This is a genomic window from Eikenella longinqua, from assembly GCF_001648355.1.
Lineage (GTDB): Bacteria > Pseudomonadota > Gammaproteobacteria > Burkholderiales > Neisseriaceae > Eikenella > Eikenella longinqua.
This window is the reverse complement of the sequence record NZ_LXSL01000013.1, coordinates 161,786-176,324: the sequence shown is the minus strand read 5'-3', so window position 1 is coordinate 176,324 and position 14,539 is coordinate 161,786. Positions and strand designations below refer to the sequence as shown.

The window sequence follows — 14,539 nt, the reverse complement described above, 5'->3', positions numbered from 1 at the left end:
TTATCGGTAATCTCACTGTTAAAGAACAATTCCGCTCCCGAATAAAAACGACACGTCTCAAAACCAATCAGTCCAACCAATTTCGAAACGGTGCCGTGGAAGCAGCGAAGATGCGAACTATACGCCATCCCCTCCCCACCTGTCAAATACTCAAGAACTAAATTTCTATCCAAAACACTCAAATCCTACATATCATTGAGAATTTAATTTCACATTTCTCCTCTTTCCTACCCGATACTGCCGGCTGCCCTTTCCCTCTCAAGCGGCGTAAAATACGCACCACTTCATTCCACAAGGCCGAAACCATGAATTTCCCACACCGCCAAGTTCCCTATTCCCGCCCGCGCCGCATGCGTAAAGACGACTTTTCCCGCCGCCTGATGCGCGAGCACGCCCTCAGCACCGACGACTTGATTTACCCCGTATTCGTGTTGGAACAAGGCTCGGACAACGAGCCCATTCCCTCCATGCCCGGCATCGAGCGGCAAACTTTAGATAACTTATTGCGCCAGGCCGAACAAGCCTGCGAGCTCGGCATCCCCATGCTGGCCCTATTCCCTGCCGCCGTGCCGCACAAAGACCTGAGCGCCAGCGAAGCCTACAACCCGGAAGGCATCGTGCCGCGCACCGTGCGCGCCCTGCGCGAACGCTTCCCCGAGCTGGGCGTAATGACCGACGTGGCGCTCGACCCCTACACCAGCCACGGCCAAGACGGCCTGATTGACGAACACGGCTATGTGCTGAACGACGAAACCGTGGAAGTACTGATCAAACAAGCCCTGTGCCACGCCGAAGCCGGCGCGCAGGTGATCGCCCCCTCCGACATGATGGACGGCCGCATCGGGGCCATCCGCGAAGCCCTGGAAGACGCCGGCCACATCCACACCCGCCTGATGGCCTACTCCGCCAAATACGCCTCCGCCTTCTACGGCCCGTTCCGCGACGCCGTGGGCAGCGCCGCCAATTTAGGCAAGGCCGACAAGCGCACCTACCAACTCGACCCCGCCAACAGCAACGAAGCCTTGCAGGAAATCGTGCTCGATTTGCAGGAAGGTGCCGACATGGTGATGGTGAAGCCCGGCCTGCCCTATCTCGACATCATCCGCCGCGTGAAAGACCAATTCGGCGTGCCCACCTATGCCTACCAAGTATCCGGCGAATACGCCATGCTGCAAGCCGCCATCCAAAACGGCTGGCTCGACGGCAGCAAAGTCATCCTCGAAAGCCTGCTCGCCTTCAAACGCGCCGGCACCGACGGCATCCTCACCTACTACGCTATCGAAGCCGCCAAACAGCTAAAACAGCAGCGCTAAGCAGCGGCACAACAAAAGGCTACCTGAAAACCTCGGCTCCTCCCCCAAGCAAACCGAAGCTGTCATTACAAACTGTTTGCTTCAAGTCGTACCAACCGTGCCGCGGCAGCCCGATATGCTTAAAGGCTACCTGAAAATCTTAGCTTCGCAGAAACTCTGCTGCGCTGCGCTTTCAGGTAGCCCTTGTATGCCCGCAATACCAAACGCGGCAGTAATCACACGCCCTGTTTCAGGCTGGCTTCGATGAAGTCGTCCAAATCGCCGTCGAGCACGGCTTTGGTGTTGCCGGTTTCGTGGCCGGTGCGCAAGTCTTTGATGCGGGAGGAATCGAGCACGTAGGAACGGATTTGGCTGCCCCAGCCCACGTCGGCCTTGCCTTCTTCCAACGCCTGTTTTTCTTCGTTGCGTTTGCGCATTTCCAGCTCGAACAGTTTGGCGCGCAGCATTTCTTCGCACACGCGGCGGTTGTCGTGCTGCGAGCGGCTGTTTTGCGATTGCACGACGATGCCGGTGGGGATGTGCGTCATGCGCACGGCGGAGTCGGTTTTGTTGATGTGCTGGCCGCCGGCGCCGGATGCGCGGTAGGTGTCGGTGCGCACGTCGGCGGGGTTGATTTCCACTTCGAAGCTGTCGTCCACTTCGGGGTAGGCGAATACGGAGGCGAAGGAGGTGTGGCGCTTGTTGTTGGAATCGAAAGGGGAGTGGCGCACGAGGCGGTGCACGCCGGTTTCGGTGCGCAAGAGGCCGTAGGCGTATTCGCCTTCGAGGCGGATGGTGGCGCGGTTGATGCCGGCGATTTCGCCGTCGTCTTGCTCCATGATTTCCACTTTGAAGCCTTTGCGCTCGCCGTAGCGCACGTACATGCGCAAAAGCATGCCGGCCCAGTCTTCGGCTTCGGTGCCGCCGGCGCCGGCGGTGATGTCGATGAAGCAGTTGTTCACGTCGGCGGGCTGGTTGAACATGCGCTTGAATTCGAGCTCGGCCATTTGCTTTTCCAGCGCGGCCACGTCGGCTTCGATGGCGGCGAAACCGCCTTCGTCGTTTTCTTCGAGCGCCATGTCGATGAGCAGGCGGTTGTCTTCGATGCCGCCGGCAATCTTATCGAGCGTGAGCACGATGCCTTCGAGCACTTTGCGCTCTTTGCCGATTTCTTGGGCGCGCTTGGGGTCGTTCCAAAGCTCAGGGTCTTCGGAGAGGCCGACCACTTCTTCGAGGCGGTCTTTTTTGCCGTCGTAGTCGAGATAAACGCGGATTTCGGTGCTGCGTTGTTCGAGGTCGGAAAGGGTGTGGTTGAGCAGGTTGATGCGTTCGGCTTCCATGGTTTTTGTCTTTTGTGTAATCGAATGCGCGGATTGCAGGGCGCGTATTGTAACAGATTAGGCTACCTGAAAAATGGGTCTTCATACTGCGGGCGCTTTTCTGCGGGGCGGGAAATTTTTAGCTTCGCAGAAACTCCGCTGTGCTGCGTTTTCAGGTAGCCTTTAGGATGGCTGCTTTCTCCGTGCACAAACGGTGTGCGCACAAAAAGGCTACCTGAAAACGGTTCAACCATTTTTCAGGTAGCCTTTGCTTTACTCGGCCGAGCCTGCCGTGCACGCTATTTCAGGCAGGGCAGGCCGGGCGGGATTAGCCGTGCAGGGCGCGTTTGTCCACAGCCAGGGCGGCTTCGTGCACCACTTCCGACAGGGTCGGGTGTGCGTGCACGATGCGGGCGATGTCTTCGCTGCTGGCGGAGAATTCCATGCCCACCACGCCTTCGGTGATCAGCTCGCTCACCATCGGGCCAATCATGTGCACGCCCAAGATGCGGTCGGTTTTGGCATCAGCTAGGATTTTCACCGTGCCTTTGGCCTTGCCCAAGCCCATGGCGCGGCCGTTGGCGGCGAAGCCGGAGGTGCCTTTTTTGTATTCCACGCCTTCGGCTTTGAGCTGCTCTTCGGTTTTGCCCACCCAGGCGATTTCCGGATCGGTGTAGATCACCCACGGGATGGTGTTGAAATCCAAATGCGGTTTCTGACCGGCAATGCGTTCGGCCACGGCCACGCCTTCGTCGCTGGCTTTGTGCGCCAGCATCGGGCCGCGCACCACGTCGCCGATGGCCCACACGTTGGGCAAGTTGGTGCGGCATTCGCCGTCCACCACGATGAAGCCGCGGTCGTCTTTTTGCAGGCCCACGGCTTCGGCATTCAGGCCGTGCGTGTTCGGCACGCGTCCGATGGCCACGATGAGCTTGTCAAACTCGGCGGTTTTCGCCTCACCCTTGGCGCTAACAAATTCAACGCTCACCTTGCTCTCGCCGCTGGTGATCTTGTTCAGCTTCACGCCCAGCTCGATGTGCAAGCCCTGCTCGCGGGTGAAATATTTAAACGCTTCTTTGGCAATCTGCTGGTCGGCAGCGGCCAGGAACACCGGCGAAGCTTCCAGAATGGTCACTTCCGAGCCCACGCGGTTCCACACGGAGCCCATTTCCAGGCCGATTACGCCGGCGCCGATCACGCCCAGCTTAGCCGGCACTTCGGTCAGGTTCAGCGCACCTTCGTTGTCCAGCACGTTGACATTGTCGATGTCCACCAGCGGCAGCGGGCGCGGGGTGGAGCCGGTGGCCACGATGATGTGCTTGCCTTCCACGGTGGTTTTCTCGCCCGCGTCGTCCACTTCCAGCTGCCAGAAATCGCCGTTTTTGCCCACGAAGGAGGCGGTGCCAAACAGACTGGTTACCTTATTCTTTTGAAACAGGAATTTGATGCCGCCGGTGAGCTTGGTGACGATGGCGTCTTTGCGCTCGATCATCTTGGCTGCATCAAACTTCACGTCGCCCACGGTGATGCCGTGCTCGGCAAAATCGTGCTGCGCGGCGTGGAAATGCTCGGAAGACTGCAACAGCGCCTTGGAAGGAATGCAGCCCACATTCAGGCAGGTGCCGCCCAAAGCGGGGGCGTCTCCGGCCTTGTCCACGCCCGCGTCGATACAGGCGGTTTTGAAACCCAGTTGGGCGGCGCGGATGGCGGCGATGTATCCGCCGGGGCCTGCACCGATTACCACTACGTCAAACTGAGACATATTGAAGCTCCTTTTGTGTGAAAACCAAGGTGGGGAAAATAAGCCGCTTGGCATGGTTTGGCATTATTTCATGCTAAGCGGCTGAAAATCATTGCTTACTTCGGCGCGGAAGCGGATTGCCCGCTGCCCATCACTGTGTCGTGCTGCGCCATATGCTCTTGCAGCTCGGCCAAGGAAGACTGGATGGTTTCCCAATCTTCTTTGATGGCGGCCACGGGCGCGGGTTTGCCCTGTTTGTCCCAAGCGGAAATAACAGGCTGGCCTTCGCCGTTGGCATTGCCGATGGAATTGACCATGATGCCGCCGCCCGGGTAGTAGGCGTTCATGATCACGTGCTGTTTGTCGGCGGCGGGGTGTACCCACATCATCGGTTTGCCGTCGGCATAGAGGAACAATACTTCGTTTTCCAGCCCGGGCTCGGTGTCGCGCCCCTGCATGGCAAGGCGGCCGTTGCGGTACACGCCGAGCCAGCCGTTCAGCTTGCCTTGGGCAAACTCGCCGGCGGAGGAAATCGAGCCGTCTTCATCTTTCCACACCACCAAGCTGTCGTTTATATCGGTGGAGAAGTCTTTCGGATCGCCGTCTTTCACCAGGAGGGCGGGCAGAATCTGCGGTTTGCCGCTGTCTTGGTAGAAATCCTGCACCACTAGGCGGCCGTCGGGCATGGTGCCCAGGATTTCGCGGTAGTAGCCGCCGGGGCTGGGTTTGTCGGCGGGTTTGGAATCACGGTCGAAATAGATAAGCTGTTTTTCGGCGGCAGGCTGGTAGCCTTCCACGGCTTTGGCGGCAGCGGCTTCCAGCGCTTGCGCTTCAAGCGGCAGGGCTAAAGCCGGCGGCTGCTGGCTGTCGGCCTGGGCGGTGCCGGAAGCGGCGGGCGGAGCGGAAGCTTCGCTGTTTTGGCTGTTGTTTTGACTGGGATTGCAGGCGGCCAGCAGCAGGGCGGCGGCCACGATGGAAAAGAGTTTGTTCATGGATTTCCCCGTAGGAATGGATGAATGTTTGCGTATACGGCAGACTGCCGCATTCTAAAGCCTTAACCCTTAAAAATCCATAGCGGAAACCTTGGCCGATTTGTCTAATCCACCCTTTGCCGGGCGGCATAAGAAAAGGCTACCTGAAAATTCTACGGAACGAATTTTCAGGTAGCCTTTTCTTATGCCGCGCCGGCGGCTTTAGCGCAGGTGTTTGCTCATCAGGTAGTTTACGCGCTGGAGGTTGTCGCGCAGCGGGGTTTGCACGTCGGCGGCGGTGGCGCTGCTGCCGTCTTCTTTCCAGAATTCGGTTTTGGCGTTGCTGTCTTTGCCAGTGGTTTGCATCAGCTTGTTGCCGTTGGGGTAGTAGTAGGTGCGGACGAGGCCGTTTTCGGTTTTGTCGTCGCGCATGGCAAACAGGAGCTTGCCGTCGTCGTAGAAGCCTTTCAGCTCGAAAACGCCTTCTTTTTCGTCGGGCTCGCCCACGATGCTGAGGGCGAGGCGGCCGTTTTCGTTATACATGCCGGCGCGCAGCTGTTTGCCGTTGTGAATTTCGGAGAAGTTGGTGAGCCGGCCTTCGGGGGTGTACCACACCACCAGGCCTTCGATCACTTCGGAGTTGAAGTTTTTCAACTCGCTGTCTTTACCGATGATCACGGGGCTGATTTGCTTGGTGCGGCTGTCTTGGTAGAAATCCTGCACCACAGCGCGGCCTTCGGCGGTGCGGCCGAGCAGGATGCGGTAGTAGCCGCCGGGCATGGCGCGTTCGGCGGGGTCGCCGTCGGCGTCGTAGTAGGCGATGATGTTTTCTTGGGCTTCACGCTGGCGCACGGCTGCGGCGGCTTGGTTGGTGCGCGCGGCGAGCTGGTCGGCCTGGGCGGGGATGGCGTCGCCGCTGCCGGTGGCGGCGCAGGCGCCGAGCAGGGCGGACAATACGGCGGCGGTGAGGATGTTTTTCAACATGATGCGATGTTCTCCTAGGGAAAAATAGCTGAGTGGCGCGCAGTCTACACCAAATGGCGGGCGCTGTGTTTAGTGCGGAGGCAGCAGGCTATTTTCATTGGATATTTTGGCGGGATGGTTTTTCAGGTAGCCTTTTCCTGCAGGAGGAAGGCTACCTGAAAACGAGCGCAGCGAGTTTCTGCGAAGCTAAAACAAGCACAATGAGTTTCGTTAAAACGATGGCTGAGTTTCTGCGAAGCTAAAAAAGCGAAGCGGTTTCTGCGCCGCTAAAGCTCGCCCCCGCCCTGCATAGGCAACTTGCGCCGCACCAGCCACACCAGCCCGAGCACCGGCACGCCCAACAGCGCGGTGAAGAGAAAGAAACCGTCGTAGCCAATCTGGTTCACGATGCTACCCGAATAGCCGCCCAGCGTTTTGGGCAGCAGCGTCATCAGCGAGCTGAACAGCGCGTATTGCACGGCGGTAAACCGGATGCTGGTGAGCGACGAGAGGAAGGCCACAAACACCGCGCTGGCCAGCCCGCCCGCCAAATTATCGAACGCCACCGCCAGATAAAGGAAAGGCAGATTGTGCCCCTGCCAAAACAGCAGGATAAACAGCAGATTGGTGGCCGAAGCCAGCACCGCGCCCAGCATCATCATGCGCATCACGGCAAACCGCTGCGCCAGCACGCCGCCAAAAAAGCCGCCCGCAATCGACATCAGCACGCCAAACGTTTTCACCGCGCCCGCAATCTCCTCCTTGCTGAAGCCCATATCGGCATAAAACACATTGGCAATCACCCCCGCCACAATATCCGAAATCCGATACATCCCAATCAAAGCCAGCAGCAGCGCCGCATGCCGCCCGTAGCGCCGGAAAAAATCCGCCAGCGGCGACACCCAAGTTTGCCGCACCGCCTCGCCGCGCACCAGCCCGGCGGCCACCAGCAGCCGCGCCACCGCGCCCGCTGCCAGCAGCGCCGCCAAGAGCCGCAAGCCCTCCAGCAGCAGCGAAGCCAGCGGCCCCGAATTTTCAGGTAGCCACCCGCCCGCCAGCCGGAACACCAGCACAAAAGCCAGCACCGCGCAGGCAAACAAGCCCACCAGCCGCGCATTGTCGCCCAGCGACGCGCCCGCCGGACGCTCGCGCCGCACCGCCGGCTCGCGCACCCACAGCGTGGTCAGCACGCCCGCGCCCATGGTGGCCGCCATCAGCCAATAAGTGTTGCGCCATGCCGCATACAGATAATGCCCCTTTTCCGAGCCGAAGCCGCTGGCCAGCCACAGCGCGCCCGCGCCCGCCGCAATCATGCCCACGCGGTAGCCCGCCGTATAAGTGGCCGACATCACCGACTGCATACCCGCATCGCCCGGCGCGATTTCAATGCGGTAGGCATCGATCACCACGTCTTGCGTGGCCGAAGAAAAACCGAGCAGCACCGCCGAGGCCGCCATCCAAGGCAGGGCCGCCGCCTGCGCCGGATCGAGCGCGGCCATCGCCAAAATCGCCGCAATAATCAGCCCCTGCGCGAGCAGCAGCCAGCCGCGCCGCTGCCCCAAACGGCGCGTGAGCCACGGCAGCGGCAGCGCATCCACCAGCGGCGCCCAGATGAATTTGAAGGAATAGCCCAGCGCCGCCCAGCTGAACATGGTTACCGTGGCGCGGTCCACTCCCGCTTCGGTGAGCCACAGCGAAAGGCTGGAGAAAATCAGCAAAATCGGAATCCCCGCCGCGAAACCGAGCAGCAGCATGGCCGCGGCGCGGCGGTCGGCATAGCCAGCCCAGGCGCGCCGTTTGGGCGCTGGGCTGCTGGCGGGAGAAGGGGAATCGGCCGGGCGTGGGCGGGATGAAGTCATGGTGCGGCTCCGCTGCGGGGTGAAACGGGGAAAACGCGGCATTATAGCGCGTTTGCTTCGGCGGCAAGGTTATCGCCAAAATACTTCACTTCCTGCTGCGTTGGCTTGCCTTGCCCTACTGCCTGCGGCTTGCCGCCTGGTATGCGGAAATCATCATTTCAGCTATCAGCGGCGCCCTGCGCGAGGGGCTAGCTGAAAAATTTCGGTTTTGGAAAGGCTGCCTCGTTTGCGCCGTGTGCGTTCCAACTTTGTTGGAGCGACGCTTTCAGGTAGCCATTATGGCATTAGGGCGTGGTTGGCAAACTGCCTGTGGTGAAAACGTAAAAAGGCTACCTGAAAACCGGTTTGCAGTTTTCAGGTAGCCTTTATTTTGTTGGTGGATGCCAAACGCTTTATTCCAAGGCTCCGCCCTGCTCTTCTTCCCCTTCTGCTGCGGGCATTTCTGCGGTGGGATGATCCGCTTCCATTATTTCTTTCAGGTAGCGGTAGAGCGCGCGGAAGTGTTTGGGCGGCTTGGCCTGCTCGCGTTCTTTGCGCGTGTTGCGGATGAGGGTGCGCAGTTGGCCGGCTTCGGCGGCGGGGTAATCGCGCAGGAAATCGGTGAGCGCGTCGTCGTGTTCCAGCAGGGTTTCGCGCATCTGCTCCACGCGCTGCAAAAAGGCGTTGTAGGCGGCGTGGCTGCCTTGCAGTTTGTCGAGAAACTCGCGGATGGGGGCGGGATCGAGGTCGCGCATGAGGCGGCCGATGTATTGGGTTTGCCGCTTGAGCGCGCCGTTGCTGTGGATTTTCCTATACATGGCAATGGCTTCGCGCAATTCTTCGGGCAATTCGATTTTCTTCAGTGTGTCGGCAGAAAGGCGGGCGAGCTGCATGCCCAAATCCTGCAAATCGTGCATTTCCTGCTTGCGGCGGGTTTTGCTCACCCATTCTTGTTCTTGTTCCTGCTGGCTGCTTGGCTGCTTGTGCATGGCGGTTTCCATAAAAAAGATGGCGGCATTTTAGCAAAGTTTGCGCGCGGCGGCTTTCGGGCTACCTGAAAACCGATATGTGGCATAATCCGCGTTTTGCTTCCGAGCGGATTTTTTCAAGTAGCCTCAAACCTAAGTTATGGATTATCTCAACCACATCGCCACCCTCTATCAAATCAACTCCCCCTGCGGCCTGCCCGAAGCCGACATCGCCGCCGCCGAACAACGCTTAGGCATCCGCTTCCCCGCCGTGTTGCGCGAATATTTGCTTGCCTTGGGCGGCAGCGAAGCGGTTAATCAATCGTTTAACCGATTGCTACCGTTAGACAAAATGGATTTCGATGGCGATTATCTGGTGCTGGAGGAAGAAAACCAAGGCGTGTTCCTGTGCGGTATTGCCAAAGCCGACTTGGCGCAAGACGACCCACCTGTCCACATCGCCTTCGATATTGCCGATGCCAACCAATGGCAGCCGCACCTGCCCGACACCCGCGCCCTGCTGCTGCAACTGGCCTGCACCAACGCCGTCATGGGCGGCCTGCGCTACTGCGCCAACATCATGGACGAAGAATCGGTAAGCAGCCAAGCCGTGCAGTTTGTCCGGCAAAACCGCACCGAAATCGTCGAGCTGCGCCAAGAAAACCAACGCTTCTACACCGACGGCTTCCACGAAATCATCCTGCTCTGTTTTGCCGAAGGCGGCAATGTCGGCGGTGTGTTTATCGGCACCGCCGAGCAAAACCGCTTCGACACGCTGCTCGAACTGTTCGGCTGGGATAATTGGCTCTACACTTCTTATGAAGATGAAGACGACGAAGAATAAACCACCGATATTTTCAACTCCACAGAAACTGCATTTTAACTAACACAGAAACTCTGCCTTGGCTTCGCCAAGACATCGTTTTTCAGGTAGCCTTTACTGAAACACAGCCTGATATTTTTAGAAAGCACACCCATGAACATCACCCAAATCCTCTCTCAAGAACTCTCCGCCACCGCCGCCCAAATCACCGCCGCCGTCGAGCTTTTGGACGACGGCGCGACCGTGCCGTTTATCGCCCGCTACCGCAAGGAAGCCACGGGCGGGCTGGACGACACGCAGTTGCGCCAGCTTGCCGAGCGGCTACAATACCTGCGCGAGCTGGAAGAGCGCAAAGCCGTTGTTTTAAAAAGCATTGAAGAGCAAGGCAAGCTTTCAGACGACCTCAGGGCGCAAATCGAAGCCGCCGACAACAAAACCGCGCTGGAAGACCTGTATCTGCCCTACAAACCCAAACGCCGCACCAAAGCGCAAATCGCGCGCGAACACGGTTTGCAGCCGCTGGCGGACGTGTTGCTTGCCGAGCAGCCGCAGGACGTGGAAGCCGCCGCGCAAGGCTACCTGAACGAAAACATCCCCGACACCAAAGCCGCGCTGGACGGCGCGCGCTCGATTCTGATGGAACAGTTTGCCGAAGACGCGGAACTCATCGGCACGCTGCGCGACAAGCTGTGGAACGAAGCCGAAATCCACGCGCAAGTCGTTGAAGGAAAAGAAACCGAAGGCGAAAAATTCAGCGATTATTTTGACCACCGCGAACCCGTCCGCGCCATACCCAGCCACCGCGCACTGGCGGTTTTGCGCGGCAGGAACGAAGGCGTGTTGAACATCGCACTCAAATACCAGCCCGACGACACACCGATTACGCAGCAAAGCGAATACGAGCAAATCATCGCCCGCCGCTTCAAGATTTCAGACGGCCACAAATGGCTGCGCGACACCGTGCGCCTGACTTGGCGCGCGAAAATCTTTTTGTCGCTGGAACTTGAAGCCTTAGGCCGTCTGAAAGAAGCCGCCGACACCGACGCAATTACCGTATTCGCACGCAATCTCAAAGACTTGCTGCTCGCCGCGCCCGCCGGACGGCTGACGACTTTGGGTCTCGACCCCGGCTACCGCAACGGCGTGAAATGCGCTGTGGTGGACGACACGGGCAAGCTGCTGGATACGGTCATCGTCTATTTGCACCAAGAAAACAATATGCTTGCCATGCTGTCGCGCCTGATTAAGCAGCACGGCGTGAAGCTCATCGCCATCGGCAACGGCACCGCCAGCCGCGAAACCGACAAAATCGCGGGCGAACTGGTGAAGGGGCTGCCTGAAATGGGGCTGCACAAAATCGTCGTTTCCGAAGCCGGCGCGTCGATTTATTCCGCGTCCGAACTGGCGGCGCGCGAGTTCCCCGACTTGGACGTTTCCCTGCGCGGCGCGGTGTCCATCGCCCGCAGGCTGCAAGACCCGCTTGCCGAGTTGGTCAAAATCGACCCCAAATCCATCGGCGTGGGGCAGTATCAGCACGACGTAAACCAAAGCCAGCTCGCCAAATCGCTGGACGCGGTGGTCGAAGACTGCGTGAACGCTGTCGGCGTCGATGTGAACACCGCCTCCGCCCCGCTTTTGGCGCGGATTTCCGGTTTGAATCAAACCCTTGCCCAAAACATCGTCGCTTACCGCGATGAAAACGGCGCGTTCGACAGCCGCAAAAAACTGCTGAAAGTACCGCGCTTGGGAGAAAAAACCTTCGAGCAGGCGGCGGGCTTCTTGCGGATTAACGGCGGCAAAGAGCCGCTGGACGCAAGCGCGGTACACCCCGAAGCCTACCCCGTCGTCGCCAAAATGCTGGCGCAACAAGGCATTACCGCCGCCGAACTTATCGGCAACCGCGAGCGCGTGAAGCAAATCAAAGCATCCGACTTCACCGACGAACGCTTCGGCCTGCCCACTATTTTGGACATCCTGTCCGAGCTGGAAAAACCCGGCCGCGACCCGCGCGGCGAGTTTCAGACGGCATCGTTTGCCGAAGGCATTAACGAAATCAGCGACTTGCAAGTCGGCATGATACTCGAAGGCGTGGTCTCCAACGTCGCCAACTTCGGTGCATTCGTGGACATCGGCGTACACCAAGACGGCTTGGTGCATATTTCCGCGCTGGCAAACAAGTTCGTCCAAGACCCGCGCGAAGTCGTGAAAGCCGGCGACGTGGTGAAAGTGAAAGTGCTGGAAGTCGATGCCGCCAGAAAACGCATCGCGCTGACCATGCGCTTGGATGACGAAGCGGGCGCGGAAAAACGCGGAAGGCCGTCTGAAACCGAAAAACGTGGCGCGAACAGCCGTTCAGGCAGCCTGAAAAACGGCAAACCACCGCGCGAAAAGCAGCCTGCAAACTCGGCAATGGCGGATGCACTGGCGAAGTTGAAGCGGTAAAACCGTATTCCCCCCAAGCAAAAGGCTACCTGAAAACCGAAACATGGTTTTCAGGTAGCCTTTTCTCTTTCCAAACAAACACACTAGAAAGGCAAGCTCACCCCTTCAAGCGCTGCCCGATTCTGTTCCACAGGCCGCGTAGCAGGTCGATGTCTTCGCGGCTAGGCGAGGCGCGGTCGAACAAGCTGTGCAGGCGGCGCATCATGCGTTCTTGGTTGCGGCGGTGGGCGAAGCCGGTTTGCTCGATGATTTGCTCCAAGTGTTCCACCATACCGCGGATTTGGCTTTGCGTGGCGGGGGTGTGCTCGTGCGCCAGCCGGCTCACGCCCATGCCGGTTTGGCTGAAAATTTCGTAGCACACCACCTGCACGGCCTGCGCCAGGTTGAGCGAAAAATAGGCGGGATTGCCGCTGATGGTGAGCAGGCGGTTGCAGCGCTGCACTTCGTCGATATTCAGGCCGAAGGTTTCGTTGCCGAACACGAGGGCTACCTGAAAACCCTGCCGCGCGGCCTGCAACAGCTCGGGCACCAGCTCGCGCGGCGTGTGCAGCGGGGCGGAGAGCTCGCGGCGGCGGCTGGTGAGTGCGCAGCTGAGCACGGTGTCGGCCAGCGCTTCGTCCAACGTAGCCACAATCTGCGCCTGCTCCAGCACGTCGCGCGCGCCGGAAGCGAGGATGAAGCTTTCTTCCGGCAGCCGGAATGCGGCGGCGCGCCCGGCATCGAAGGCGGGCGGCTCGGGCGTCATCGGCGTGGCCATCAGGTTCGGCGCCACCAGGGTGAGGCGGCTCAGACCCATGGTTTTCATGGCGCGGGCGGCGGCGCCGATGTTGCCGGGGTGACTGGTGCGCGCGAGCACCACGCGGATGTGGCGCAGGTAGTCGGGAACGGTGGGGGTGTCGGTCATATCAATCGGTTTCGTTTATCGGATGTTCGCGCAACGGCAAGGACAGGCGGTGCCGGTGTTTCGGCTCGACGCCGCGAAACAGCGCGGCCAGGGCGGCATGGTCGGCGGCCATGTCGGCACTGGGGGCAAACAACGGCAAGAAGAGCACTTCGCGCCGGGCGTAGTCAATCGCCACCGGCAATATCGGCACGCCCGCACCGCGCGCAATCCGCCAATAACCGCTTTTCCATTTGGGCGCGGCGTGGCGCGTGCCTTCGGGCGAAATGCCGAGAAACAGGCGCTCGCTGCGGCGGAAGCTTGCCACCGCCTCGTCCACCACGCCGCCGGCGTGCGCCCTATCCAGCGGCATCACGCCCGCCCAGCGCAAAAACGCCGCCAGGCCGGGCACGGCAAACAGGCTTTGCTTGCCGAAAATGCTGATTTTCAAATCCAAGGCCAAGAGGGCGGGCAGCACATACAGCCCGTCGAAATTAGAAGTGTGCGGCACGGCGATGACCACGCATTTGGCCACATCCGGCACGCTGCCAGCCACGCGCCAGCCCAAAAGCCGCAGCAAAACGGCCGCCACGCGGCGGCTCAGCCTGCCGCCCCGTCGCGGCACTTGCGGCGGCAGTTCGCTCGTTGTCATTGCTTCGCCCGTTCAGCCAGAATCCGCGCCACGGTGTCCACAATCACCTGCGTTTGCGGGTCGATTTCCACGTTTACGCGCTCGCCGGCCCGGCGGCTGCCAAACAGCGTGCGGCTCAGGGTTTCGGGAATCAGGTGCACGTTGAACTCGCTGTCGGTTACCGTGCCGACGGTGAGGCTGCAACCGTCCAAGCCGATGAATCCTTTGGGGAATACATAGCCTTTCAGGTTTTCAGGTAGCCTGAACCACACGGTGCGGTTCAGGCCGCTCTCTTCGATGCGGCTGATTTCGGCGGTGTTGCTGATATGCCCGCTCATGCTGTGGCCGCCGATTTCGTCGCCGAAGCGGGCGGCACGCTCGATGTTTACCTTGTCGCCCGGCCGCAACGCGCCGAGGTTGGTTTTGGCCAGCGTTTCGCCCATCAGGTCGAAATCGGCCGCGCCGTTGGCGTGCACGCGGGTAACGGTGAGGCAGCAGCCGTTGTGCGCCACCGATGCGCCCACGCGCAAATCGGCATCCGCACCTTCGGGCAGGCGCACGGTGTGGCTGCGGAAATCGGGCGCGCGCTGCTCCACGGCCAGCACTTCGCCCAAGCCTTGTACAATTCCTGTAAACATGGTTTCTCCTTGATTATATTGTGATGACTGCTT

General features: G+C 59.8%; 12 protein-coding genes. 3 read left to right on the top strand and 9 right to left on the bottom strand.

All coding sequences use genetic code 11. The features are described from left to right. The first annotated feature begins 305 nt into the window (after positions 1 to 305). The gene (gene hemB / locus A7P95_RS03360) at positions 306 to 1,313 is read left to right on the top strand and encodes a porphobilinogen synthase (RefSeq protein WP_067591128.1); all 1,008 of its coding nucleotides are present in this window, start codon (positions 306 to 308) and stop codon (positions 1,311 to 1,313) included. Positions 1,314 to 1,528: 215 nt separating this feature from the next. Here hemB and prfB read toward each other — a convergent pair whose 3' ends face one another. From prfB to yjgA, 6 genes are all read right to left on the bottom strand, one after another. Beyond that, positions 1,529 to 2,632 (bottom strand): peptide chain release factor 2, encoded by a 1,104-nt coding sequence (gene prfB, locus A7P95_RS03355; RefSeq protein WP_067591124.1) that lies wholly within the window; start codon positions 2,630 to 2,632, stop codon positions 1,529 to 1,531. Between the two features lie 307 nt (positions 2,633 to 2,939). Beyond that, a complete protein-coding gene (gene lpdA, locus A7P95_RS03350; protein WP_067591121.1) occupies positions 2,940 to 4,373 on the bottom strand; it encodes a dihydrolipoyl dehydrogenase in 1,434 nt (477 codons plus the stop codon). 95 nt (positions 4,374 to 4,468) lie between these two features. Further along, positions 4,469 to 5,344 (bottom strand): toxin-antitoxin system YwqK family antitoxin, encoded by an 876-nt coding sequence (locus tag A7P95_RS03345; RefSeq protein ID WP_067591118.1) that lies wholly within the window; start codon positions 5,342 to 5,344, stop codon positions 4,469 to 4,471. A gap of 201 nt (positions 5,345 to 5,545) precedes the next feature. Beyond that, entirely contained in the window at positions 5,546 to 6,307 is a 762-nt protein-coding gene (locus tag A7P95_RS03340) for a hypothetical protein (protein ID WP_067591115.1), read from the bottom strand. A gap of 266 nt (positions 6,308 to 6,573) precedes the next feature. Next, the gene (locus A7P95_RS03330; protein ID WP_179945891.1) at positions 6,574 to 8,145 is read right to left on the bottom strand and encodes an AmpG family muropeptide MFS transporter; all 1,572 of its coding nucleotides are present in this window, start codon (positions 8,143 to 8,145) and stop codon (positions 6,574 to 6,576) included. Between the two features lie 392 nt (positions 8,146 to 8,537). Continuing rightward, positions 8,538 to 9,113, bottom strand: coding sequence for a ribosome biogenesis factor YjgA (yjgA, locus tag A7P95_RS03325; RefSeq protein ID WP_225747523.1), 576 nt, complete (start codon positions 9,111 to 9,113; stop codon positions 8,538 to 8,540). A gap of 139 nt (positions 9,114 to 9,252) precedes the next feature. Between yjgA and A7P95_RS03320 the strand changes: the two genes are divergently transcribed. Both A7P95_RS03320 and A7P95_RS03315 read left to right on the top strand, forming a co-directional pair. Further along, positions 9,253 to 9,936, top strand: coding sequence for an SMI1/KNR4 family protein (locus tag A7P95_RS03320; RefSeq protein WP_067591107.1), 684 nt, complete (start codon positions 9,253 to 9,255; stop codon positions 9,934 to 9,936). A gap of 132 nt (positions 9,937 to 10,068) precedes the next feature. Beyond that, the gene (locus A7P95_RS03315) at positions 10,069 to 12,357 is read left to right on the top strand and encodes a Tex family protein (protein WP_067591104.1); all 2,289 of its coding nucleotides are present in this window, start codon (positions 10,069 to 10,071) and stop codon (positions 12,355 to 12,357) included. 97 nt (positions 12,358 to 12,454) lie between these two features. Here A7P95_RS03315 and A7P95_RS03310 read toward each other — a convergent pair whose 3' ends face one another. From A7P95_RS03310 to A7P95_RS03300, 3 genes are read right to left on the bottom strand one after another with little or no spacing between them, the layout of a single operon-like run. Then, positions 12,455 to 13,261, bottom strand: coding sequence for an RNA methyltransferase (locus A7P95_RS03310; protein WP_067591101.1), 807 nt, complete (start codon positions 13,259 to 13,261; stop codon positions 12,455 to 12,457). A 1-nt stretch (position 13,262) separates the two neighbouring features. Continuing rightward, entirely contained in the window at positions 13,263 to 13,889 is a 627-nt protein-coding gene (locus tag A7P95_RS03305; RefSeq protein WP_067591099.1) for a 1-acyl-sn-glycerol-3-phosphate acyltransferase, read from the bottom strand. Further along, complete coding sequence (locus tag A7P95_RS03300; RefSeq protein WP_067591096.1) at positions 13,886 to 14,506, bottom strand: riboflavin synthase; 621 nt, start codon at positions 14,504 to 14,506, stop codon at positions 13,886 to 13,888. Before A7P95_RS03300 ends, A7P95_RS03305 begins: the two co-directional genes overlap by 4 nt. Between the last annotated feature and the right edge of the window lie 33 nt (positions 14,507 to 14,539).

Bases quoted from the DNA above. Each gene is read 5' to 3' on its own strand.
- A7P95_RS03300 (WP_067591096.1), bottom strand. From the start codon at position 14,506: ATGTTTACAGGAATTGTACAAGGCTTGGGCGAAGTGCTGGCCGTGGAG.
- prfB (WP_067591124.1), bottom strand. From the start codon at position 2,632: ATGGAAGCCGAACGCATCAACCTGCTCAACCACACCCTTTCCGACCTC.
- hemB (WP_067591128.1), top strand. From the start codon at position 306: ATGAATTTCCCACACCGCCAAGTTCCCTATTCCCGCCCGCGCCGCATG.
- yjgA (WP_225747523.1), bottom strand. From the start codon at position 9,113: ATGCACAAGCAGCCAAGCAGCCAGCAGGAACAAGAACAAGAATGGGTG.
- A7P95_RS03320 (WP_067591107.1), top strand. From the start codon at position 9,253: ATGGATTATCTCAACCACATCGCCACCCTCTATCAAATCAACTCCCCC.
- A7P95_RS03310 (WP_067591101.1), bottom strand. From the start codon at position 13,261: ATGACCGACACCCCCACCGTTCCCGACTACCTGCGCCACATCCGCGTG.
- A7P95_RS03345 (WP_067591118.1), bottom strand. From the start codon at position 5,344: ATGAACAAACTCTTTTCCATCGTGGCCGCCGCCCTGCTGCTGGCCGCC.
- A7P95_RS03330 (WP_179945891.1), bottom strand. From the start codon at position 8,145: ATGACTTCATCCCGCCCACGCCCGGCCGATTCCCCTTCTCCCGCCAGC.
- A7P95_RS03340 (WP_067591115.1), bottom strand. From the start codon at position 6,307: ATGTTGAAAAACATCCTCACCGCCGCCGTATTGTCCGCCCTGCTCGGC.
- A7P95_RS03315 (WP_067591104.1), top strand. From the start codon at position 10,069: ATGAACATCACCCAAATCCTCTCTCAAGAACTCTCCGCCACCGCCGCC.
- lpdA (WP_067591121.1), bottom strand. From the start codon at position 4,373: ATGTCTCAGTTTGACGTAGTGGTAATCGGTGCAGGCCCCGGCGGATAC.
- A7P95_RS03305 (WP_067591099.1), bottom strand. From the start codon at position 13,889: ATGACAACGAGCGAACTGCCGCCGCAAGTGCCGCGACGGGGCGGCAGG.